We start from the raw sequence: 20,868 nt of genomic DNA, 5'->3' as shown, positions 1-20,868 counted from the left end.
CGGGCGCGGCCCCGGGCGGGACGGCGGGACGGCGGGACGGCGGGAGGGACCGTCCGGCGCTCTGCGGAGCGGCGGGGTGCGACGTATCGTGAACCGGAAGAGTGCCGCCCGACGCCGCACGGCCTGCCCCCGCCCACGCAAGGAACACGGCCATGGCCGATCCCAAGGGTTTCCTCACCACTCCCCGCCGGGAATGGCCGCGCAGGCCCGTGGAGGAGCGCGTCCAGGACTGGGACGAGGTGTACGTCCCGGGGGCGCTGCTGCCGCTGATCGGTCCGCAGGCCGACCGGTGCATGGACTGCGGTGTGCCGTTCTGCCACGAGGCGTGTCCGCTGGGCAACCTGATCCCGGAGTGGAACGACCTGGTCTCCCGCGACGACTGGCGGGCCGCCGCGGAACGGCTGCACGCGACCAACAACTTCCCCGAGTTCACGGGCCGGTTGTGTCCGGCGCCCTGTGAGGCGGGGTGTGTGCTCGCCATCAACCAGCCGGCCGTCACCATCAAGAACGTCGAGTGTGCCATCGCCGACAGGGCCTTCGAGGAGGGCTTCGCGCCGCCCGCCCCGCCGGAGCGGCTGTCCGGGCGGACGGTGGCGGTGATCGGCTCGGGCCCCACCGGGCTGGCCGCGGCCCAGCAGCTGACCCGGGCCGGGCACACGGTCGCCGTGTACGAGCGGGACGACCGGATCGGCGGGCTCATGCGGTACGGCATCCCCGAGTTCAAGATGGAGAAGCGGCACTTGGAGCGGCGCATCGGGCAGATGCGCGCCGAGGGCACGAAGTTCCGTACGGGCACCGCGGTCGGACGCGATGTGGACGCGGCCGCGCTGCGGCACCGCTACGACGCGGTGGTGATCGCCACGGGGGCGACGGCCTGGCGCGAACTCCCGGTGCCTGGCCGGGAGCTGACGGGCATTCACCAGGCGATGGAGTACCTGCCGCTGGCCAACCGGGTGTGCCAGGGCGACCTGGAGGTGTCGCCGCTGTCGGCCGCCGGCCGGCATGTCGTCATCGTCGGCGGCGGTGACACCGGCGCCGACTGCCTGGGGACCGCGGTGCGGGAGGGCGCCGCGTCGGTGACCCAACTGGACATCTACGGCCGGCCGGGCACCGAGCGGGACGAGGACACCGAGCCGTGGCCCACGTATCCCCGGCTCTACCGGCTGTCCGTCGCGCACGAGGAGGCCGGGGAGCTCGGGACCGCGCCGTCGGCGGACGCCGACGCGCGGCTGTTCGCCGCGTCCACGCTGCGCTTCTCCGGGGACGCGGACGGGCGGGTGCGGTGGCTGCACCTGGTCGAGGTGGACGCGGAGCGCCGCGCCGTGCCGGGCAGCGGGCGCGCCCTGCCCGCCGACCTGGTGCTGCTCGCGCTGGGGTTCTCCGGGCCGGACCGGGAGGACGGTCTGATCGCCCAGCTGGGGCTGGAGCTGGAGCCCCGCGGGACGCTCGCCCGGGACGCCGGTTTCGCGACGAACGTACCGGGGGTGTTCGCGGCCGGGGACGCCGCGCGCGGACAGTCGCTGATCGTGTGGGCGATCGCTGAGGGCCGCGCCGTCGCGGCGGCCGTCGACCGCCACCTCACCGGCGGCACGTCCCGCCTCCCGGCTCCGATCGGCCCGTACGACCGCCCGATGACGGCCTGAGTGCGGCGGGCCGGGCCGATGGCCCGGCCCGCCGGGGAGAGCGGGACGACCGCGCGGGACGATCCGCTCGGGCCACTCGGGCGCCCCCGCGAACGACGCGCGGGCTCCCGCTCCCCCCGCGGGGGCGGGCGGTGTCAGGGCTTGCGTCCGACCGCGCCGTAGCCGGGGATGACCCCGTCGTCCTGGCCGGCGACCGGCTCCCCCAGCTCGGGGTGCCACTCGTGGGGGACCCGGACGCCCGGCTCCACCAGGTCGAGGCCGTCGAAGAACTGGGTGAACTCCTCGCGGGAGCGCAGGGCCAGGGTGACTCCCGCGGCCTTGAGCTGCTCGGTGGCCGCCTTCGACTCCTCGGGGGTGAAGTCGGCCGTCGCGTGGGTGATCACCAGGTGGCTGCCGGAGGGCAGCCGGGCCATCAGCCGGGCGACCAGGTCGTGCGCGCCGTCCTCGTCGGGGACGAAGTGCAGCAGCGCGATCAGGGACAGCGCGACGGGCCGGCTGAAGTCGAGGACCTTCCGCGCGGCGTCCAGGATGGTGTCCGGGTCGCGCACGTCCGCCTGGAGGTACTCGGTGACGCCCTCGTCCGTGCCCCTGAGGAGGGCCTCCGCGTGGGCCAGCACGATGGGGTCGTTGTCGCAGTAGACGACCCGCGCGTCGGGGGCGACGCCCTGGGCGATCTGGTGGAGGTTGGGCTCGGTGGGGATGCCGGTGCCGACGTCGAGGAACTGGCGTATGCCCCGGCCGGCCAGCCACCGGGTGGCCCGGTGCATGAACGCGCGGTTCACCCGGGCCATCACCGGCACCCTCGGGTCGAGGCCGAGCATCTGCCGGCCCATGGCCTCGTCGACGGGGTAGTTGTCCTTGCCGCCCAGGTACCAGTCGTACATGCGGGCCGGGTGCGGCTTGCTGGTGTCGATGCCGGCGGGGGGTCGTCCGGTCATGAAGGACTCCGTAAGTCTCTGCAAGGGTTGGTGATCAATTCAGTCAGCTCAGTCAACTCAGTCGGTGGTCGGTACCGGCGGGAGGCCGGCCGGGAAAGGCAGCTCGTACAGGGGGAAAGGGGACGGGGCAAACAACGGACAGCGGGGAAAGGCAGGTTCGGGATCGGCAACGGTCAGCGGGCATCGGCCTCAGGACAGCAGGAAGTCCGCCTCTCCGGCCTTGGCGCCCTCGATGAAGGCCGTCATTTCGGCGGAGGTGTAGATGAGGGCCGGTCCGTCCGGGTCGGTGGACTGGCGGACGGCGATGCGGCCGTCGTCCAGCTTCATCGCCTCCAGGCAGTTGCCCCCGTTGCCTCCGCTCCACGGCTTGTGCCAGCCCTCGCTGCCGAGTTCCCGCGCGGGCATGCCGTTGTAGATGCGCCGGCCGGGAATCCGTGGCTGGGGAAGGGTTTTGACGAGATTCATTCAGAGCTCCTTGCGGAGATCCCGGAGGATCTCCTTCGTGCGTTGGGCGCCGGCGGCCTGGGCCGCCATGCGGTCCATGACCTCGAGGTGGGTCGCCACCTCGCTGCGGGCGTCCAGGTAGACGGCGCCGGTCAGGTACTCGCTGTAGACCATGTCCGGAAGTTCGGGCACGGCGAACCGGAAGAGCACGAACGGGCCGTACGTGCCGGGGTGCGGCCCGCTCGCGAACGGGGCGACCTGGAGGGTCACGTTGGGCAGCCGCGCCGCTTCGAGAAGGCGGTCGATCTGGGCCCGCATCACCTCCGGGCCGCCCACGGGGCGGAGCAGGGCGGTCTCGTCCATGACGAACCACAGCCGCGGTGCGTCCTCGCGGGTGAGGAGGTCCTGCCGCTGCATGCGCAGGGCGACGTGGCGTTCGATGTCCTCGGGCCGGGTCTGTCCGATCGCGCCCGAGCGCAGGACGCCGCGGGCGTAGTCCTCGGTCTGGAGCAGTCCGGGGACGAAGTGGGGTTCGTAGCCGCGGATGAGGGAGGCGGCCCCCTCCAGGCTGACGTACATCGAGAACCAGCCGGGCAGGATGTCGTGGAAGCGCTGCCACCAGCCGGGGCGGTTGGCGTCCTCGGCCAGGTTCACGAACGCGTCGGCCTCCTCGTCGGAGACGCCGTACGCCTTCAGCAGGAGCTGGAGGTAGGGGATCTTGAGCGCGACCTCGGCCATCTCCATGCGGCGGACGGTGGCCGGGGCGACGCGGAGGATACGGGCCGCTTCTTCGCGCTTGAGCCCGGCGCGCTCCCGCAGATCCAGTAGGCGCCGGCCGAGGACGACCTGCCCGACCGTCGGCGCGGACCGCGGTTCGCTCACGCTCCACCTCCACGAAAAGGGTTCCTGACAGCCCGGCGGCGCCATTCGAAGATACGTTCGATCGAACTCTTCATCCGAATACTCATTCGAATGAATCGAGCCGTCGACGATCCCAACTGGCGCCGCGCGAGGTGCTGTTGCGAGCAGTGTGCCACGGCCGTCCAGACCGTCACACAGCACTCTGCAATTTTCAGAGTGACACTTGCCAAGTGTTCACGGCGGGGCGATAGTGGCAAGCGTGATTCCGTCCGTGCCCTTAGGAGCAGACGCCGCCGCGGGCCCCGTCGCTCTCGGTGCCGCGCCGGAAGCCACCCCCTCGGGGGTCGCTGCCGAGCGCCGGTTCCGCTTCGAGTTGGCCGCACATCCGGGTTCCCCCGCGCAGGCGAGACGCCTGACGAGGGCCCGGCTGGACGGCTGGTCGGTGTGCGAGGACACCTGCGACACCGCGGCCCTGGTCGTCTCCGAACTGGTCACCAACGCCATCGTGCACACCGCCAGCAGCCACATCGTCTGCGAGCTGCACGACGGTGACGACCTGCTGCGCATCGCGGTGCGGGACGAGGGCTGCGCGCCGGGCACGCCCCGCGCGAACACCCGGCAGCGGCCGGAGGAGGAGCACGGGAGGGGACTGCTCCTCGTCGACGCCCTCAGTCATGCCTGGGGAGCCCACGAGCACGGACTCGGACTGCTCGTCTGGGCCGACCTCCCCCGCAACGCGGGCACCCCGCGCGAGCCCGGTGAGCCTCGCGGCGACCTGGGCTGGGGCGCCCGCCCGAAGCCGGCACCGGCCGACGGGCCGGACGACGGCGACGACGAGGGCGACACCTCCCGTACGGACGGCCGCGCACAGCCCGCGCCCGAGGCCCTCGGCGTACCGCACCGCCGGCGGTACCGGGGAGGCGAGGGGGCGTGAGGGGCGCACCGGTCCTGAGTCTCGACTCGCTGGTCCGCCTGCGGCGCACGCTGCAGGCGGCTTCCGGCACCCCTCGGCGGCTGCCCGTCCCGGACGGGATGACGGCCCCGATGGGCTGCGACGCGGTGGCGGTGCCCGCCCGTCTCGGCCCGATGGTGATGCCCCGGCTGCCCCGGGTGGGGTGCGTCTACGCCGATGAGACGCACTGGTGGTGGCTGGTCCCGTCCGATTCGGACTACGCGCTGGAGTGGCCGGCCCCCGCCCGCTACGCCACCGGCGCGCTCCTGTCCGGCGTACCTGACCTGCCCGGGCTGATCCACCGCCCCGACGGCACGTTCCCTTACACCCCGCCGATACCCCTCTACCTGGCGGTGTGCCGCCTGACGGGCACGACACCCACCTGGTCCCGCCGCATCAGCGCCTGACGGCCCCGAAGCACACTTGCCCGGACCCCGCCGCATCAGCGCCCGACGGGCACGACAGGCACCCGCGTCCCGCCGCCCAGGCGCCTGACGGCGTCCGCCCATCCCCTCCCCCGCGCACCTGGCCCAGCCCGGCGTCCGCCCGTCCCGCCTCCGGGCCCCGTCCCGGCCTCCGCCCGTCCCGCCTCCGGGCCCCGGCCCGGCCTCCGCCCGTCCCGCCTCCGGGCCCCGCCCCGGCGTACGCCAGTCCCGCCTCCGGGCCCCGCCCCGCCCGGCGTACGTCCGCCGCGCCCGTGACGCCGACACGGCGCGCGGGCCGGCCCCTGTGCGCCCGGACCGCCTCAGGACGCTCGTGCCGCCCCACGCGTGGCGACGTGCGCCCGCGCGCCTCGTCCGCCCTGGTCCACGCCCTGCCCGTCCGGTTCCCGCGCCGCGATAGTGACCGTCTGTCCGGGACGGGTCGTCGGGGGAGGTCACCGATGGGAACGACGCGAGAACCGAGTGCGGGAGGCCGGAAACGGAAGAGGCGGGGGGCGGGGGGCCGCGGCGCGCCGCCCGACCCGGACTCCGCGCCCCTGTCCGAGTCGGAGCAACTGCTCTTCGGCGGCCCCCTGCGCTACGACATGGGCTGGAACCAGCATCGCGGCGCCTTCCTCCAGCTGTCCTTCCGGGCGATGATCACCCGGCTGCCCGCGCTGCTGGCGTCCAGCTTCCGGCTGGCCGTGCAGGCGGACCGGCGCGCCGCGCACACGGTGCTGGCCGCCGAGGTGGCCCGGGGGCTGGCCCAGGCGGTGAGTCTGCTCGCGGTCAACAGCGCGCTGGGCCGGCTGCTGGGCGACGGGGCCATGGAGGAGCGGCTGCGCGGCGCCGCTCCCGCGCTGGTCACGGTGGCCGCCGTCATGCTGGTCGCGGCGTTGCTGCGGGCGGCGAGCACCTATGCCACCGGGCGGCTGGAACCGAAGGTCGAGCGGGTGGCGACCGAGCTGTACCTGCAGCGCGCGGCGGCGGTGGAGCTGTCGGCGATCGAGGACCACGCCTTCCACAAGCTGCTGGACACCGCGCAGTACGGCGCGAGTTCCGCCAGGCGGATGATCATGTACGGGGCTCGGGTGATCAACGCGGCGATCTCGCTGGTCGCGGCGGCCGGTGTGCTCACCGTGCTGCATCCCGCGCTGCTCCCGCTGCTGGTGACGATGACGGTGCCGAGCGCCTGGAGCGCGCTGACGAACGCGCGCCGCCGCTACGCCTCCTTCCACACCTGGGTGCAGCACGCCCGGGCCGGTCATCTGATCAGCTCGCTGCTGACCGAACCGGAGTCCGCCCCCGAGATCCGGGTGCACGGGGTGGGACCGTTCCTGCTGCGCCACTTCCGCACCATGTCGGAGACGGCCGAGGCGGAGCAGGCCAGGCTGGCCCGGCTGGCGGCCCGCACGGGGCTGTTCGCGGCGGGCTGGACCGGGGTGGCGACGGTGGCGACGTACGCCACGCTCGGCGGGCTGCTGCTGGCGGGGGCGATGGCCCTGTCGGTCGCGGGCACCGCGGTGATCGCGATCCGGACCGGCTCCGCCAGCCTGGACACGCTGGTTCTGGAGGTGAACCAACTGCACGAGGAGGCCCTGTTCGTCGGCGACCTGCAACGGCTCTACGTCGAGGCCGCCGCGCGCGCCATCCCGGTCGGCGGGCTCCCCCTGCCGGACGATCCACGCGAGGTCCGCTTCGAGAACGTCACCTTCCGCTACCCGGGCGACGGCGCGCGCCCCGCTCTGGAGGACCTCTCGCTCACCCTGCCGCTGGGGCGGATCGTCGCGCTGGTCGGGGAGAACGGCTCCGGCAAGACGACCCTGGTCAAGCTGCTCGCCGGGCTGTACACGCCGGAACGCGGACGGATCATGTGGGACGACGTGGACGCGTCCGCCGTGGACCGGCACCTGCTGGCCGAGCGGGTCGCGATGCTGGCGCAGGATTTCAAGCGCTGGCCGTTCACCGCCCGCGTCAACATCGCCATCGGCTCCCCGTCGGCGGCGATGACCGAGGAACGGCTGTCCACGGCGGTCGCGGAGGCCGGGGCGGGACAGGTGGTGGAGAACCTGCCGCGCGGACTCGACACCCTGCTGGCCCGCCAGTTCAGCGGCGGACACGAACTGTCCGGCGGGCAGTGGCAGCGGCTCGGGATCGCGCGGGCGGCGTACCGGCGCGGCAGCATCCTGATCGTGGACGAGCCGACGGCCGCCCTGGACGCCCGCGCCGAACTGGAGGTCTTCGACCGGATCCGCGCCCTGGCGGGCCGGGGCCAGACGGTCGTGCTGATCACCCACCGGCTCGCGTCCGTGCGCCACGCCGACCTGGTGCACGTCCTGGACCGGGGCCGGCTGGTGGAGTCCGGCCCGCCGGACGAGCTGCTGGCCGAGGGGGGACTCTACGCGCAGCTGTACGCGCTGCAGGCGGAACAGTTCGCGAGCACACCCACCCCGCACACCGCGCCGGTGCCGGGGCCCCGGCGGGCCGGTCCGGACGCGGGCAGCTGACGGGTCACGGAGGGAGCCGGGGGTGCGGGCTCACGCCGCGGCATCACCGCTCCCGCCGCCGCTGCGGACGATCACGAGAAACATGTCGGTGGCGAGGTCCATGACAACCTCGGCGGGCAGGCCTTCCCGGCGCCGTTCCTGCGCGAACTCCTCCGCGGGCCATGACCCCCGCGGCCCACCTGCGGGAAAGCGTTCGAGCACTGTTCGCCCGTTCACCCTGCCACCTCCATGTCGCGCTGTACTCGTAGAGTTAAACGCCAACCATGGGGCGGATGCCTCGTTCAGTGACGGTACTGAGACGTAGTTGACACTCGTTCACCGCCACGTGTGAGCCCGGTCTCAGCTTTTCGGAGTATCCGGTCACCTTCCGTATCAATCGTCGTACTCGTCGTGATAGCGGATCGCCTCACTTCCCGCAGGCGCCCCGTACGACGACGCGCGCCCCGCCGGCGCCTCCCACGCCTCCTGTCGGCCGAGGGCGGTGAGGTCCAGCAGGCTGGTGGTCGAGCCCAGCCCGTCGAGTCCGCGCTCGTACGTCGAGTAGGTGTGAAAGACCCGGTCGCCGTCCCGCAGGAAGCAGCTCAGGCCCGGCCGGTCGACGAGTTCGCCGTCGTGCTCGCGGGTCACCTCGAAGTCCCGGCCGAAGTCGTTGCCGAAGAGACCGGGCAGGGCGGAGTACCACGGCACGGTCCAGCCCATCCGGGCCTTGAACGGCAGGATCCGCGTGTAGGGCGCCCGGGAGACGGCGGCGAAGGTGGTGCCGCGGGCCTTCAGGTGGGCGGTGTGGCCGATCTGGTCGAGGAACGCGGAGCAGCTGCGGCACCCGGCGTCCCACTCCGGCGCGAACATGAAGTGGTACACGATGAGCTGCCGCCGGCCCTCGAAGAGGTCGAGCAGCCCGGCCTTCCCGTCACCGCCCTCGAATACGTACCCCGTGTCGATCTCGACCATGGGCAGCCGGCGCCGATCGGCGTTGAGCCCGTCCCGGGCGCGGGTGAGGGCCTTCTCCTTAACGAGCAGTTCCTCCCGCACCGCGCGCCACTCGGCACGCGAGACGATCTCCGGAAGCGACATGGTTCCTCCTGTGCAACGGTCCCGTTGCAGGAAGTGACCGCCGGGGTCACCGGAACTCATCGCTGGGGCCGGGAGATTTTTCCGGCTCCCGGCGCGCGTGGCGGTGCGGGCCGGTGTCAGGGTGCGGCGAAGAGTTCCCCGGCCGCGGCGACGGCGGCGGTCAGGGACTCCGGGCAGGGCCGCATCCCCGCGATGATGGTGTCCACGTCCCGCAGTCCCGCACGGGTGAGCAGCTGCTTCTCGTTGGTCACCCACTCCCCGCGCCCGGCCAGCACGGCGTGCCCGGTGTGCAGGGCCGCGGTGGCGACGGCCCCGGCGACCTCGGTCAGGCGGCCGTGGGGCGCGTGGTTCGCGGCGGCGTGGGCGAGGGTGGCGGTGGCCGTCGCGCGCCAGCGCCCGGGCGCGGTGCGGCGCAGCGCCGCCGGGTAGCCGGCGGGGCGGGGCAGTGCGCCCCGGAGCGTGACGTTGAGGGCGAGTTCCGCGACGAGCAGGTACGTCGGGATGCCGGCCAGGTGGAACATCAGCGGCTCGACGCGGAAGCGGCCCTCCCGCGCCTCCGCCAGTTCGTGGTCGACGACGTCGAGGTCGCGGTAGTGGACGTCGACCCGGCGGCCCTCGACGGTCAGCCAGGCACCGCCGTTGAAGACGCCGCCGCCCCACCCGCCGATCTCGGAGACCTCGCCCTCCCAGCCGACGGCTCTCAGGTCGTCCGGGTCGAAGGCGCCCCGGTAATAGACCGCCATGTCCCAGTCACTGTCGGGCCGTTGAGTGCCCTGGGCGCGCGAACCGCCCAGTGCGACGGCGTGGACACCGGGGAGGGCGGCGAGCCGGTCGGCGGTCCGGTCCAGGAACTCCCGGTCGCGAAGGGCAAAGGGTGGCATGCGGGATGTCTCCTTACGGTCGGCGGTCCTGGGCGTGGAGAGGGGCGCCGGGGCCAGTGCTCAGCGGTACCGGTGGTCAGTGGTGCCGGCGGGCGTACGCGTCCGTCGCTGCGACCAGGGCCGCGTCCCCGGCCGGTCCCGCGTCGTGACCGGCCTCGTCCACGACGACCAGGTCGCTGTCCGGCCAGGCGTGGTGGAGCCGCCACACGATGCCGAGGAGGTTGCCGAAGTCGAGGCTGCCCTGGACCAGCGTGCCGGGGATGCCCTTGAGGAGATGCGCGTCCCGCAGGACGACCCCTTCGCCGGGGGCCTCGCCCAGGAAGTGGTCGTTGCCCCAGTAGTGGGTGACGGTGCGGGCGAAGCCCATGCGGAACTCCGGGTCCTCGAACCGCGCGACCGAACGGGGCGGCGCGGGGATCGTCGCCGTCTCCCAGTCCGTCCAGGCACGCGCCGCGCGTTGCCGCACCTGCGGGTCGGGCGACTCCAGCAGCCTGTGGTAGGCGGCCGCCAGGTTGCCGTCCCGTGCGTCGGCGGGCAGTGGGGCGAGGAACCGCTCGAAGGCGTCCGGGAAGAACCGGCCCAGGCCGCGCGTCAGCAGGTCCACTTCGGCGGGGGAGCCGGTGGCGACCGCGGTCAGCACGAGTTCCGACACGACCCCGGGACGGGTCTGGGCGTAACGCAGTCCGAGCACCGATCCCCAGGACGCGCCCCACACCAGCCACCGCTCGATCCCCAGGTGCGCGCGCAGGAGTTCCAGGTCGGCCATCAGGTGGGCGGTGGTGTTGACGCTCATGTCGGTGGCGGGGTCGCTCGCCGGGGGTGTCGACCGTCCGGCGCCGCGCTGGTCCAGCAGGACGATGCGGTAGCGGGCGGGGTCGAAGTAGCGCCGGGCCCGTGGGCCGGTACCGCTGCCCGGGCCGCCGTGCAGGACCAGAGCCGGCTTGCCCCGCGGGTTGCCGCAGATCTCCCAGTGGAGGAGGTTGCCGTCGCCGGCGTCGAGCATGCCGTGGTCGTACGGTTCGATCTCCGGGTACAGGCTCATCGCGGCACCGTAGCGGGCGGTGCCGGGCGCCTTCAGCTCATTTACGGGTGGGCAGCCCCGCCGCCCCGGCCGCCGTGCGCAGGACCTCGCGGAGCATGCCGGGAGTGAGCCGGCCCGTGAAGGTGTTGCGCTGGCTGACGTGGAAGCAGCCGAAGACGTCGAGGCCGGCGCCGTCCGGGGCGGGCAGGGTGACGCGGACGCCGTGGCCGAAGGCCGGGCGAGGACGGGGGACGGTCCAGCCCGCTTCGGTGAACGCGGGCAGCGCCGCCTGCCAGCCGAAGGCGCCGAGGACGACCGCGGCCCGGAGGGTGGGCCGCAGCAGCCGCAGTTCCCGGACCAGCCAGGGGCGGCAGGTGTCCCGCTCCCCCGGCGTGGGCTTGTTGGCCGGGGGGGCGCAGTGGACGGGGGAGGTGATCCGCACACCGTGGAGTTCCAGGCCGTCCTCCGCGTGCTCGGAGGTCGGCTGGGAGGCGAGGCCCACGTCGTACAGCGCCTGGTACAGCACATCTCCGGATCGGTCACCGGTGAACATCCGCCCGGTGCGGTTGCCGCCGTGCGCGGCGGGCGCGAGCCCGACGATCAGCAGGCGGGCGTCCGGGGGCCCGAAGCCCGGCACCGGCCGGCCCCAGTACGTCCAGTCGGCGAAGGCGGCCCGCTTGGTACGGGCCACCTCCTCCCGCCAGGCGACCAGCCGGGGGCAGGCACGGCAGTCGGCAATGCGCCGGTCGAGGACGGGGAGGCCGGACAGTTCGGGACGGTCGGGGTCGGAGGGTGCGGGAGGGCCGGGCGGGCCGGGCGGGCCGGGCGGGCCAGGAGGACCTGACAGGCGCGGCGGACCTGAGGGTCCCGGAGGATCTGACGGTCCGGGAGGACCTGAGGGTCCCGGAGGATCTGACGGTCCGGGAGGATCTGACGGTCCGGGGCGGCCAGTGGGGGTCATGTCTCCACGGTAGGGGCCGTGGTCGCGGCCGACGTCTCCCGTCGCTCCTGGCTCTGCGGCGCCTCCGGCGGCCCGGCGGGCCGGTCGGGCCCTCCGGCAGTCGAGGGCCGGTCGCCGCGACGCGTCCACAGCAGCGCGCCGGTGAGCAGCACGGCCGCGGTCAGCAGCCAGGGCCACGGGCCCGGATCCAGTGCGCCGACCACCACACCGGTGACGGCTCCGACCGACTGCTGGGCGAGCGACTGCACGGACAGGGCGGTGGCCCGGGCGTCGCCGGGGACCTGCCGGTGCAGCAGTTCGTTCTCGTTCGGGCCCGCCGCGCCGAGCCCCAGATACACCAGGCCGAAACCGGCGGCGACCAGGGCGAAGGAGACCGGATCCCGCTGTGTCCCGGTCGCCGTCACGCCGAGCAGCAGCAGACCGGCCGTGCCCGTGCCGAGTCCGGCCAGCACCGCGCGCTCGCCGCTGCCGGTCAGCCGCGCCAGGAACGGAGCCAGGTGACTGCCGACTCCGGAGCACACGAACCCGCCGCAGGCGAGCGCGGCGAACAGCAGCGCCCCCGACTCGGGCGCCCCGGTCAGCGTCACCGCCCGGCCCGGCATGAGCAGTTCGAGGGCGGCGACGGCACTTCCCGCGGCGGCCGCGGTCAGCAGGACCCGGCGCACCGTCGCGTCGCGCCCGCCCAGCCGCACACCGCTCAGCACGGCACCCGGCACACCGCGCAGCACCGAGCGCGAGGTGACCGGCGGCCGGGGCGGCTCGCGCAGGGCACTCAGGACGTAGCAGAGGAAGACGATCTCGACCGCGGCACCCATCAGGACCGGCACGGACAGCGGCAGCACCAGGCCCGAGGTCGACTTCGTCAGCAGCGCTCCGAGGCCGGCGGTCCGGTCGAGCAGCCAGGGCACGGCACCGCCGAGCACGATCCCGACGGCGAGGGCGGCCGCGGTGGCGGAGCTGCCGCGCGCCAGACCGGTGCGCAGGTCGGCGTCGGGGCCGGCGGCCGCCTGCACGCTGTCCACGTACCACGCCTCCGCCGGCCCGCTGGCCAGGGCCCGGGCCGCGCCCATCAGCACCATGCCCAGGACCAGGACCCATGCGGTTCCCGCGAGTCCGTGGATCACCAGCGCGATCGCGTTGAGCGCGCCCGCCACGGCGAGCACCGGGCGGCGGCCGAGCGTGTCGGAGAGGCCACCGGTGGGCAGTTCCAGCGCCGCGACGGTGAGGGAGTGCGCGGCGAAGAACCCCGCGACGGCGGTGAGCGCCATACCGCGTTCGGTGAACAGCAGCACCAGCGGTGCCATGGCCAGTCCCGGGGGCAGCCAGAACAGCGCGCAGACGGTGACGTACCGGCGGCGGGCCACCCGCAGCGCGGCCTCGGTCCCGGCGCCGGACCCGGTCCCGGGTGCTGCCGTCGGCTTCGGCACACCGTCCCCGCCGCGCTTGGGCGCCCGGCTCACGGCGTGCCCCCCGGGTCGCGCGACGCACCGGGCTCGGGGCGGTCGGCGCCGTCGGGGTCGTCGTGGACGTGGTCGTCGCCCTCGTCGTGGCCGGAGTCGTCGCCCTCGTCGTGGGCGTGGTCGTCGGTGGGGAGCGGTGCTGCGAGCGGAAGCCCGGCCGCGACGAAGGCCACCCGCCGGGCGCGGGGGTCGTGCTCGTCGCGGGCGGTCAGCTCGTCCAGCGTGCGGGCGATGACCTCCCACAGCTCGCCGAGCGACTCGGGGGTCAGCCGGAGCAGGTAGTCGTTGATCCCGGAGGGCTCGACCCACTCCCGGTCCAGCCGTCCTTCGGCGAGGTCCGCCTCGTGCCGGGTGAGGGACGCGTCGAGGTGGTCGATCTGGCGCCGGCGTGCCAGACCGACGTAGGCGCGGCCGGCGGCGGAGGACTCCATCGCCTCGTTGCTCCACGACGTGACGGTGTGCAGCGCCTTCCAGCGCCGCTCCCGCCCGTCGCGGTGTTCCGCCTCGGCGATGAAGGCGTACTTCGCCAGCACCCGCAGGTGGTAACTGGTCGACGCCGACGACTCCCCCGTCCGGTCGGCCAGCTCGCTGGCGGTGGCCGGGCCGTCCTGCCGCAGCAGCCCCAGCAGCCGGATCCGCAGCGGGTGCGTGAGGGCCTTCAACGCGGCGGTGTCGCGCTCGGGATCGAGGACACGTCTCTGCTCGTCACTGACCATGCGGCGAGCGTAGAACGGTCAGGGCACTCAGCAAAAGACTTTTTGCAAAATTAGTTTGGGAAAGGGGGAGGGCGGTGCGGGGGCGGGGAGAGATAGGGTCGGACGCATGGCTTCTGAGGGTGCGGAAGACGACCGGACGCGGGGAGACGGAACCGGTGACGCGTCGGCGGCCCGGGGCGAGGGGCTATGTCCGGAGCCGGCCGAGGCTCGGGATCCCAGGGTCGCCGCTGCCGTGGCGGCCGCCGAGGCGGCCGGGCCGCCGGAGGGCGGGAGCGTCCGGGTCGACAGTTGGATCTGGTCCGTACGCCTGGTCAAGACGCGTTCTCTCGGCGCCACCGCCTGCCGCGGCGGGCATGTGCGGGTGAACGGTGAGCGGGTCAAGCCCTCGCACGCGGTCCGCGTCGGAGACGAGGTGCGGCTGCGGCACGAGGGACGGGAACGGGTCGTCGTCGTCAAGCGGCTGATCCGCAAGCGCGTCGGCGCCCCGGTGGCCGTGCAGTGCTACATCGACAACTCCCCGCCGCCCCCGCCCCGCGACGCCGTCGCCCCCGCCGGGATCCGTGATCGCGGCGCGGGCCGACCGACGAAGCGCGACCGGCGCGAGCTGGAGCGTCTGCGCGGACTCGGCGGCCTCGGCGGGCCGCCCGTCCCGGGGGCTGCGGGAGGAGCCGCTGAACCGGGCCATCCCGACGGGTTCGGTGATCCCGTCGAGCCGGCCGGCCGCCCTCGCGAGCGAGGCGGCAGGCGCGGCGGCGGTGACCGCCGGTCTCGCGGGGGCAGGCCGGGCAGCGCCCATCGCTGACGCCTTCCGGCTCCCTCAGCTCCCCGGGTTCGGTCGGTCATGCGAGGGCGGGGCCCTGGGCCCCGCCCCCTATCCCGGTTCCCGGCTCCCGGCTGCGCCGCCGCCGGCTGCCAGCCACCGGCAGTCGACTGCCCGGACAACACATCTAGGCGCTACCTTCCCCGCGCCCCTTGCCGCGCAGGAGTCCGACCAGGTCGGCGTTGTGGGCGCGCCGGAACCAGGCGATCAGGACGAGCGGCACCATCACGATGAGCGGCGTCGCCGCGTATTCGCCGTCGAAGACGGCGACCTGCACCACGAACGCACCCACCATCATCGCGCTCAGCCCGATCGCCGCCGCCGACTGCAGCACCGGGATCAACAGCCCGATCGCGCCCGCGAGTTCCAGTGCCCCGATGGCGTACATCCCCGCGCTTCCCCAGCCCATCTCGTCGAAGGACTCGACGGCCGAGGCGTGCGCGATCAGCTTGGGCAGCGCGCTGGCGAACGCGAAGAAGACCGCGAGCAGCACCTGCACCACGCGCAGCGTGATACGGCCCAGCCGTACCCGCCCGGGCACGGCCCGGCCGGCGACAGGGTCTGCGGCGGTGGCAACACCGGCGGAGGAAGCGGTGGCGGCGGAGGAAGCGGTGGTGTCGGACATGAGGGTCTCCTGGGAACGCGGTCGGTGGTGGCGTCGCTGTCGGGAGTAGGACCGGTCCGGGTCCCGGAACTCATCGCCCCTACGGCGCGCCACTTGCCTCCGCTGTGTCCGATCACCCCCCTCCCCGTCGCCGACTCCCCCGGGTTCCCCGCGCTCCGGCGGGGTCCACGCGCTCGCGCGGCACGTCGCTGTGGTACCCCTCGCCCTCGCGCTGGATCAGGACGCAACCCTCCTCCGCCATGTGCCGCACGCCCCCGGCTCCCCCAACTACCCCTGCTCGCCTGCCTCTCCCGACTCCTCCGTCCGGACCGCCCGCACCCACATGTGGTCCTCCGTCAGGTACCGGTCCACGCGCAGCCCTTCCTCCCCCAGCGCGTCCTCGAACTCCTCCCGTGTCATCGGACGGGACCGGAAGGTCTGAGTCCAGGTCGCGTCGGGGAACACGTACTCCGCGTGCACGGAGACGGCGCCGTCGCCCACCGGTGTCGCCGAGAGGATCCGCACGGTGAAGCCGGCGGGGTCCACGCGCTCGCGTGGCACGTCGCTGTGGTAGTCCTCGCCCTCGCGCTGGATCAGGACGCAGCCCCCCTCCGCCAGGTGCCGCACGCAGGTGCGCAGTAGCCCGCGTCGCACGGCGGGGTCGCCCGCGTGCACGAGAAAGGACCCGAGCAGCACCGCGTCGAAGCGCTCGCCCAGGGCGAGCCGCTCTATCGGGCTGCACACCGTGCGGGCGCCGCGCACCCGCTCCAGCATCGCGGCGGACTCGTCCACCGCCGTGACCGGGAAGCCGCGCTCCACCAGCGCGTGCGTCACGCGACCCGCGCCGCACCCCAGCTCCAGCAGGCGTGCGCCCGCCGGCACCGCACCCGCGATGACTTCCGGCTCGTCCCCCACGGGCAGCCGGGCATACAGCTCGACCGCGCAACCGTCCGGGGTGATCGCCCCGGGGCCCGTCCCCTCGTACCCTTCACGCATGGTCGTCTCCATGTCCGTCCAACGGACCGGAGCCGCACACCCGTTCCAGCACCGAACAGATTCACTCGACCGAGTGAGCCGGCCCGAGTGAGAGAGTGAAGGGGAAGAACCTTCCCGAAGAGCCGGCTCTGTGGGAACTCCCGGTCAGGGAACCCGACCCGGAATCCTCGGGTCACGGACTGGACGGTGGTCGTGATGCGTACGGGCAGTGAACCGGTGACCGCGCGCAGTGCCCTGCGGCTGCGGTTCTGGCTGAGTCTGTGGGGCGTGGCGTGGACGCTGTTCGGCACCGCCGCCTTCGCGATCACGGACCGCCGGGGGTGGGCGCTGGCCTGCGGACTGCTGTGGCTGATCATGACGATCGACCTGATCATCGTCGTCCGGCACATCCGTCAGGGCCCGCACTACCAGCCGGGCCGTGACGTGCCGCCCTACCTGCCGCCCAGGGATCCACCGTGACGCGGCGGGGCCGTCCGAGCGATGTCGCCGCCCGTCGGAGGCCGGGCCGCCCGGACGCTACGCGTCGAAGCGTGCCGCCCTGAGGTACTCCGGGTTCGGGTCCAGGGCGGCGGCCAGGCGGAAGTGGCGCCTGGCCGGGTGGGGGCGTCCCTGACGCTCGTAGGTGCGGGCCAGGGCGAAGTGGGCGAACGCGTTGTCCGGCTCGCGCTCCAGGACGAGCGAGAACTCCAGCTCGGCGGAGCGCAGCTGGGCGGCCGCGAAGAAGGCCCGCGCACGCAGCAGGCGGGCCGCGGTGTTCTCGGGATACACGTCGATGACGCCGTCGAGCAGTTTCACCGCGCCACGGGGATCCCGGGAGGCGAGGAGATGCTCGGCGGCACGGAAGTCGATGACATGCGTCTCCGGCGTACGTCCGGTCGAACCGCTGATCTCGGGCACGGCGACATCCTTCCCTCGTCGAACGTGTGCAACGCCCGCCGGGGTGATCGCTATTCCTGCCCGGTCCGCGGGCGCGGCTCCTTCGCCCGGCGGACCAGCTCCGCCCAGACCTCGTCGACCCGCCGGGTCAGCTCGTCGAGCGGTACGTCGTTGTCGATGACGATGTCCGCGACGGCCCGGCGCTGCTCGCGCGTGGCCTGGGCCGCCATCCGCGCGCGGGCGTCCTCCTCGGTCATGCCGCGCAGCCGGACCAGCCGGTCGAGCTGGGTGTCGGGGCTCGCGTCGACGACGACGACGAGGTCGTAGAGGGGGGCCAGGCCGTTCTCGGTGAGCAGCGGTACGTCGTGCACGACGACGGCGTCGTCGGGGGCGGCCTCCGACAGCTCCTTCGAGCGGGCCCCCACCAGGGGGTGGACGATGGAGTTGAGGGCGGCCAGCTTCTCCTGGTCGGCGAAGACGATCGAGCCCAGCCGGGCCCGGTCCAGGCTGCCGTCCTCGGCGAGGACCTCCTCGCCGAAGGTCTCCACGACCGCCGCCAGCCCGGGCGTCCCGGGGGCGACGACCTCGCGCGCGATGCGGTCCGCGTCGATCAGTACGGCACCGCGCTCGACGAGCAGCCGCGACACTTCGCTCTTGCCGGCGCCGATGCCGCCGGTCAGACCCACGGACAGCATGACCGCACCTCCACCCCTGACTGCCCCGCCGGTGCGGGGACCCCACGCCCCGGCAGGCCGCCGACCGGGCGTGTGGCAGCGTAGCGGATCAGCTCTCGCCCTCCCGCTCCGCCAGGAACCGCTCGAACTCGCGGCCGATCTCGTCCGCCGACGGGATGTCGGCCGGCTCCGCGAGCATGTTGCCCCGGGTCTCGGCCCCCGCGGCGGCGTCGTACTGGTGCTCCAGGCCCTGGATGAGGGCGGTCAGCTCCTCGTCGCCTTCCTGGACCTGCCGGTCGATCTCGGTCTGGGTGCGCTGGGCGTCGGTGCGCAGCGAGTGGGCGATGCCGGGCAGGACCAGCCCGGTGGCGGCCGTGATGGCCTCCAGGACGGTGAGCGCCGCGTCCGGGTACGGGGAGCGGGCGATGTAGTGCGGCACGTGGGCGGCGACCCCGAGGACGTCGTGGCCGGCCTGCATCAGCCGGTACTCGACGAGTGCTTCGGCGCTGCCGGGCACCTGGGCCTCGTCGAAGGGGCTGCCGTGGCCCGGGACGAGCTCGGTGCGGTTGCCGTGCGGGGTGAGCCCGACGGGGCGGGTGTGCGGGACGCCCATGGGGATGCCGTGGAAGTTCACGGCCAGGCGGACGCCGAGCCGCTCCACGATCTGGCCGACGGCGGCGGCGAACCTCTCCCACTCGACGTCCGGTTCCGGCCCGGACAGCAGCAGGAAGGGCGCTCCGGTGGCGTCCTGGACGAGACGGACCTCCAGGGCCGGGTCGTCGTACGCCGTCCAGCGGTCGCGGGTGAAGGTCAGCAGCGGGCGGCGGGCGCGGTAGTCGATGAGCCGGTCGTGGTCGAAGCGGGCGACGACCTGGTGGGGCAGCGAGCCGAGCAGCCGGTCGACGATCTGGTCGCCGGTCTCACCCGCGTCGATGTATCCGTCGAAGTGGTAGAGCATGACCAGGCCGGCCGACTCCTGGGCGAGCGCCATGTCGACGACCGCCAGCCCCTTCGGCTCCCATGCGTACAAACCCTGCGGATCAAGCACAGTGACCGCTCCTCCTCGTGTCCGTACAGGACAACGTGCCAGGCGGCACTGACATTCCCGGATCGCGGCAACTTCCCTGGTGACGCGGGCGAGTGGAGCGGCCGGCCGCGGGACGGGTTGCGACGGCCCGGCGCGAGTGCCGCGCGCCGGGGAACGCCGAGGGCCCGCACCCCGGAAGGTGCGGGCCCTCGGTCAGAGATCGGTCGGACCTCTGCGGCTTGCCTCAGCGGCCGCGATCAGCTCTGGCCGCCGGCCAGCTTCTCGCGCAGGGCGGCCAGCGCCTCGTCCGAGGCCAGCGCGCCGGAGTTGTCCGGGCCCTCGGAGGAGTACGAACCGCCACCGGACGCGGCCGGAGCAGCGGCCTCGCCGCCACCCTCGGCAGCGGCCTTCTCGTCCGCCTCGCGGGACTTGATGACCTGCGCCTGGTGCTGCTCGAAGCGGCTCTGCGCCTCGGCGTACTGGCGCTCCCACTCCTCGCGCTGCTTCTCGTAGCCCTCGAGCCAGTCGTTGGTCTCGGGGTCGAAGCCCTCGGGGTAGATGTAGTTGCCCTGGTCGTCGTAGGACGCGGCCATGCCGTACAGGGTCGGGTCGAACTCGACGGCCGACGGGTCGGCGCCGAAGGACTCGTTGGCCTGCTTCAGGGACAGCGAGATCCGGCGACGCTCGAGGTCGATGTCGATGACCTTGACGAAGATCTCGTCGTTGACCTGGACGACCTGCTCCGGGATCTCCACGTGGCGCTCGGCCAGCTCGGAGATGTGGACCAGACCCTCGATGCCCTCGTCCACGCGGACGAACGCACCGAACGGCACCAGCTTCGTGACCTTGCCGGGCACGACCTGGCCGATCTGGTGGGTGCGGGCGAACTGCTGCCACGGGTCTTCCTGGGTCGCCTTCAGCGACAGGGAGACACGCTCGCGGTCCATGTCGACGTCGAGGACCTCGACCGTGACCTCCTGGCCGACCTCGACGACCTCGGAGGGGTGGTCGATGTGCTTCCAGGACAGCTCGGAGACGTGGACCAGACCGTCGACGCCACCCAGGTCCACGAAGGCACCGAAGTTGACGATCGAGGAGACGACGCCGGAACGCACCTGGCCCTTCTGGAGGGTGGTGAGGAACGTCTGGCGGACCTCGGACTGGGTCTGCTCGAGCCAGGCACGGCGGGACAGGACCACGTTGTTGCGGTTCTTGTCCAGCTCGATGATCTTCGCCTCGAGCTCCTTGCCCACGTAGGGCTGGAGGTCGCGGACGCGGCGCATCTCGACCAGGGAGGCCGGGAGGAAGCCGCGGAGGCCGATGTCGAGGATGAGACCACCCTTGACGACCTCGATGACGGTACCGGTGACGATGCCGTCCTCTTCCTTGATCTTCTCGATGGTGCCCCAGGCACGCTCGTACTGCGCGCGCTTCTTCGAGAGGATCAGGCGGCCTTCCTTGTCCTCCTTCTGGAGGACCAGGGCCTCGATCTCGTCGCCGACGGCGACGACCTCGTTCGGGTCGACGTCGTGCTTGATCGAGAGCTCTCGGCTCGGGATGACACCTTCGGTCTTGTAACCGATGTCGAGCAGGACCTCGTCCCGGTCGACCTTCACGATGACGCCGTCGACGATGTCGCCGTCGTTGAAGTACTTGATCGTCTCGTCGATCGCTGCGAGGAATGCTTCCTCGTTACCGATGTCGTTGACCGCTACCTGCGGGGTGGTGGCGGTGGTCTCGGTGCTGCTCGTCATGTGGGAAAGGGCTCCGGTACGGACATTGAAGTCGTAGGTACTGCTACGCCGGAGCCCGTTTCGCTCTGTAGAAGCCGGACAGCCAAGGAAGCGCCCCATCAGAAACTGATGACGGCGCCTCGAGAACCGAGGGGACATACAACAGACGCGAGCGCAGCCTGCTACGTCTGAGGCACGCAGGCTCGCAGCGCAACTTGTAGCATACGGGGGCAGCCGGGCAGGGTCAATGCACGAAGC

22 protein-coding genes are annotated in these 20,868 nt (G+C 73.1%); 6 read left to right on the top strand and 16 right to left on the bottom strand.

Going from position 1 to position 20,868, the window contains the following annotated elements:
* The first annotated feature begins 152 nt into the window (after positions 1-152).
* Positions 153-1,643, top strand: a complete 1,491-nt coding sequence (locus ACIRPP_RS21140) for a glutamate synthase subunit beta (protein WP_403644951.1) — start codon at positions 153-155, stop codon at positions 1,641-1,643.
* A 134-nt stretch (positions 1,644-1,777) separates the two neighbouring features.
* Here ACIRPP_RS21140 and ACIRPP_RS21135 read toward each other — a convergent pair whose 3' ends face one another.
* From ACIRPP_RS21135 to ACIRPP_RS21125, 3 genes are all read right to left on the bottom strand, one after another.
* Entirely contained in the window at positions 1,778-2,581 is an 804-nt protein-coding gene (locus tag ACIRPP_RS21135; protein ID WP_403644949.1) for an SAM-dependent methyltransferase, read from the bottom strand.
* 189 nt (positions 2,582-2,770) lie between these two features.
* Positions 2,771-3,046, bottom strand: a complete 276-nt coding sequence (locus ACIRPP_RS21130; RefSeq protein ID WP_164441904.1) for a DUF397 domain-containing protein — start codon at positions 3,044-3,046, stop codon at positions 2,771-2,773.
* Positions 3,047-3,907 carry a helix-turn-helix transcriptional regulator gene (locus tag ACIRPP_RS21125; RefSeq protein ID WP_403644946.1) on the bottom strand — a complete coding sequence of 287 codons (861 nt, stop codon included), beginning with the start codon at positions 3,905-3,907 and terminating at the stop codon, positions 3,047-3,049.
* 229 nt (positions 3,908-4,136) lie between these two features.
* Here ACIRPP_RS21125 and ACIRPP_RS21120 point away from each other — a divergent pair, with 229 nt between their 5' ends.
* From ACIRPP_RS21120 to ACIRPP_RS21110, 3 genes are all read left to right on the top strand, one after another.
* Positions 4,137-4,820, top strand: a complete 684-nt coding sequence (locus ACIRPP_RS21120; protein ID WP_403644943.1) for an ATP-binding protein — start codon at positions 4,137-4,139, stop codon at positions 4,818-4,820.
* Complete coding sequence (locus tag ACIRPP_RS21115; protein ID WP_403644940.1) at positions 4,817-5,245, top strand: hypothetical protein; 429 nt, start codon at positions 4,817-4,819, stop codon at positions 5,243-5,245. Before ACIRPP_RS21120 ends, ACIRPP_RS21115 begins: the two co-directional genes overlap by 4 nt.
* A 620-nt stretch (positions 5,246-5,865) precedes the next feature.
* Positions 5,866-7,767, top strand: a complete 1,902-nt coding sequence (locus tag ACIRPP_RS21110; RefSeq protein WP_403645317.1) for an ABC transporter ATP-binding protein — start codon at positions 5,866-5,868, stop codon at positions 7,765-7,767.
* A 30-nt stretch (positions 7,768-7,797) separates the two neighbouring features.
* Here ACIRPP_RS21110 and ACIRPP_RS21105 read toward each other — a convergent pair whose 3' ends face one another.
* From ACIRPP_RS21105 to ACIRPP_RS21075, 7 genes are all read right to left on the bottom strand, one after another.
* Entirely contained in the window at positions 7,798-7,983 is a 186-nt protein-coding gene (locus ACIRPP_RS21105) for a hypothetical protein (RefSeq protein ID WP_164333266.1), read from the bottom strand.
* A gap of 156 nt (positions 7,984-8,139) precedes the next feature.
* Positions 8,140-8,841, bottom strand: coding sequence for a DUF899 domain-containing protein (locus ACIRPP_RS21100; RefSeq protein WP_403644937.1), 702 nt, complete (start codon positions 8,839-8,841; stop codon positions 8,140-8,142).
* Between the two features lie 116 nt (positions 8,842-8,957).
* Positions 8,958-9,722, bottom strand: coding sequence for a nucleotidyltransferase family protein (locus tag ACIRPP_RS21095; protein WP_403644935.1), 765 nt, complete (start codon positions 9,720-9,722; stop codon positions 8,958-8,960).
* 76 nt (positions 9,723-9,798) lie between these two features.
* Positions 9,799-10,764: a prolyl aminopeptidase gene (pip, locus tag ACIRPP_RS21090; RefSeq protein WP_403644932.1), complete on the bottom strand. Its 966-nt coding sequence runs from the start codon at positions 10,762-10,764 to the stop codon at positions 9,799-9,801.
* Between the two features lie 37 nt (positions 10,765-10,801).
* A complete protein-coding gene (locus ACIRPP_RS21085) occupies positions 10,802-11,512 on the bottom strand; it encodes a uracil-DNA glycosylase (protein ID WP_403645315.1) in 711 nt (236 codons plus the stop codon).
* Positions 11,513-11,700: 188 nt separating this feature from the next.
* Positions 11,701-13,164 (bottom strand): MFS transporter, encoded by a 1,464-nt coding sequence (locus ACIRPP_RS21080; RefSeq protein ID WP_403644930.1) that lies wholly within the window; start codon positions 13,162-13,164, stop codon positions 11,701-11,703.
* The gene (locus tag ACIRPP_RS21075; protein WP_403644927.1) at positions 13,161-13,880 is read right to left on the bottom strand and encodes a helix-turn-helix domain-containing protein; all 720 of its coding nucleotides are present in this window, start codon (positions 13,878-13,880) and stop codon (positions 13,161-13,163) included. Before ACIRPP_RS21075 ends, ACIRPP_RS21080 begins: the two co-directional genes overlap by 4 nt.
* A gap of 106 nt (positions 13,881-13,986) precedes the next feature.
* On the opposite strand from ACIRPP_RS21075, the gene ACIRPP_RS21070 reads away from it, so the two are divergent.
* A complete protein-coding gene (locus tag ACIRPP_RS21070) occupies positions 13,987-14,682 on the top strand; it encodes an RNA-binding S4 domain-containing protein (RefSeq protein ID WP_403644924.1) in 696 nt (231 codons plus the stop codon).
* Positions 14,683-14,827: 145 nt separating this feature from the next.
* On the opposite strand, the gene ACIRPP_RS21065 is transcribed toward ACIRPP_RS21070, so the two are convergent.
* The gene (locus tag ACIRPP_RS21065; protein ID WP_403644921.1) at positions 14,828-15,325 is read right to left on the bottom strand and encodes a DoxX family protein; all 498 of its coding nucleotides are present in this window, start codon (positions 15,323-15,325) and stop codon (positions 14,828-14,830) included.
* Between the two features lie 267 nt (positions 15,326-15,592).
* Positions 15,593-16,312 carry a class I SAM-dependent methyltransferase gene (locus ACIRPP_RS21060; protein ID WP_403644918.1) on the bottom strand — a complete coding sequence of 240 codons (720 nt, stop codon included), beginning with the start codon at positions 16,310-16,312 and terminating at the stop codon, positions 15,593-15,595.
* A 183-nt stretch (positions 16,313-16,495) separates the two neighbouring features.
* Between ACIRPP_RS21060 and ACIRPP_RS21055 the strand changes: the two genes are divergently transcribed.
* Positions 16,496-16,759: a DUF6343 family protein gene (locus ACIRPP_RS21055; RefSeq protein ID WP_403644915.1), complete on the top strand. Its 264-nt coding sequence runs from the start codon at positions 16,496-16,498 to the stop codon at positions 16,757-16,759.
* Between the two features lie 57 nt (positions 16,760-16,816).
* Here the strand turns inward: ACIRPP_RS21055 and ACIRPP_RS21050 are convergent, their stop codons facing one another.
* The 4 genes from ACIRPP_RS21050 to rpsA all read right to left on the bottom strand — a co-directional run bounded on the left by ACIRPP_RS21050 (position 16,817) and on the right by rpsA (position 20,631).
* Positions 16,817-17,197 (bottom strand): tetratricopeptide repeat protein, encoded by a 381-nt coding sequence (locus tag ACIRPP_RS21050; protein WP_403644912.1) that lies wholly within the window; start codon positions 17,195-17,197, stop codon positions 16,817-16,819.
* Between the two features lie 50 nt (positions 17,198-17,247).
* Positions 17,248-17,871, bottom strand: coding sequence for a dephospho-CoA kinase (gene coaE / locus ACIRPP_RS21045; RefSeq protein ID WP_403644909.1), 624 nt, complete (start codon positions 17,869-17,871; stop codon positions 17,248-17,250).
* Between the two features lie 88 nt (positions 17,872-17,959).
* Entirely contained in the window at positions 17,960-18,898 is a 939-nt protein-coding gene (locus ACIRPP_RS21040; protein WP_403644906.1) for a PAC2 family protein, read from the bottom strand.
* Between the two features lie 236 nt (positions 18,899-19,134).
* The gene (gene rpsA, locus ACIRPP_RS21035) at positions 19,135-20,631 is read right to left on the bottom strand and encodes a 30S ribosomal protein S1 (protein ID WP_164334913.1); all 1,497 of its coding nucleotides are present in this window, start codon (positions 20,629-20,631) and stop codon (positions 19,135-19,137) included.
* Positions 20,632-20,868: the final 237 nt, after the last annotated feature.

The organism is Streptomyces sp. NPDC101219 (genome assembly GCF_044767675.1).
GTDB lineage: Bacteria > Actinomycetota > Actinomycetes > Streptomycetales > Streptomycetaceae > Streptomyces.
Note: the sequence above shows the minus strand (reverse complement) of the source record. Positions and strands in the feature narration are given on the sequence as shown.

Bases quoted from the DNA above. Each gene is read 5' to 3' on its own strand.
- ACIRPP_RS21140 (WP_403644951.1), top strand. From the start codon at position 153: ATGGCCGATCCCAAGGGTTTCCTCACCACTCCCCGCCGGGAATGGCCG.
- ACIRPP_RS21135 (WP_403644949.1), bottom strand. From the start codon at position 2,581: ATGACCGGACGACCCCCCGCCGGCATCGACACCAGCAAGCCGCACCCG.
- ACIRPP_RS21130 (WP_164441904.1), bottom strand. From the start codon at position 3,046: ATGAATCTCGTCAAAACCCTTCCCCAGCCACGGATTCCCGGCCGGCGC.
- ACIRPP_RS21110 (WP_403645317.1), top strand. From the start codon at position 5,866: ATGGGCTGGAACCAGCATCGCGGCGCCTTCCTCCAGCTGTCCTTCCGG.
- ACIRPP_RS21100 (WP_403644937.1), bottom strand. From the start codon at position 8,841: ATGTCGCTTCCGGAGATCGTCTCGCGTGCCGAGTGGCGCGCGGTGCGG.
- ACIRPP_RS21095 (WP_403644935.1), bottom strand. From the start codon at position 9,722: ATGCCACCCTTTGCCCTTCGCGACCGGGAGTTCCTGGACCGGACCGCC.
- pip (WP_403644932.1), bottom strand. From the start codon at position 10,764: ATGAGCCTGTACCCGGAGATCGAACCGTACGACCACGGCATGCTCGAC.
- ACIRPP_RS21075 (WP_403644927.1), bottom strand. From the start codon at position 13,880: ATGGTCAGTGACGAGCAGAGACGTGTCCTCGATCCCGAGCGCGACACC.
- ACIRPP_RS21070 (WP_403644924.1), top strand. From the start codon at position 13,987: ATGGCTTCTGAGGGTGCGGAAGACGACCGGACGCGGGGAGACGGAACC.
- ACIRPP_RS21065 (WP_403644921.1), bottom strand. From the start codon at position 15,325: ATGTCCGACACCACCGCTTCCTCCGCCGCCACCGCTTCCTCCGCCGGT.
- ACIRPP_RS21060 (WP_403644918.1), bottom strand. From the start codon at position 16,312: ATGGAGACGACCATGCGTGAAGGGTACGAGGGGACGGGCCCCGGGGCG.
- ACIRPP_RS21055 (WP_403644915.1), top strand. From the start codon at position 16,496: ATGCGTACGGGCAGTGAACCGGTGACCGCGCGCAGTGCCCTGCGGCTG.
- coaE (WP_403644909.1), bottom strand. From the start codon at position 17,871: ATGCTGTCCGTGGGTCTGACCGGCGGCATCGGCGCCGGCAAGAGCGAA.
- rpsA (WP_164334913.1), bottom strand. From the start codon at position 20,631: ATGACGAGCAGCACCGAGACCACCGCCACCACCCCGCAGGTAGCGGTC.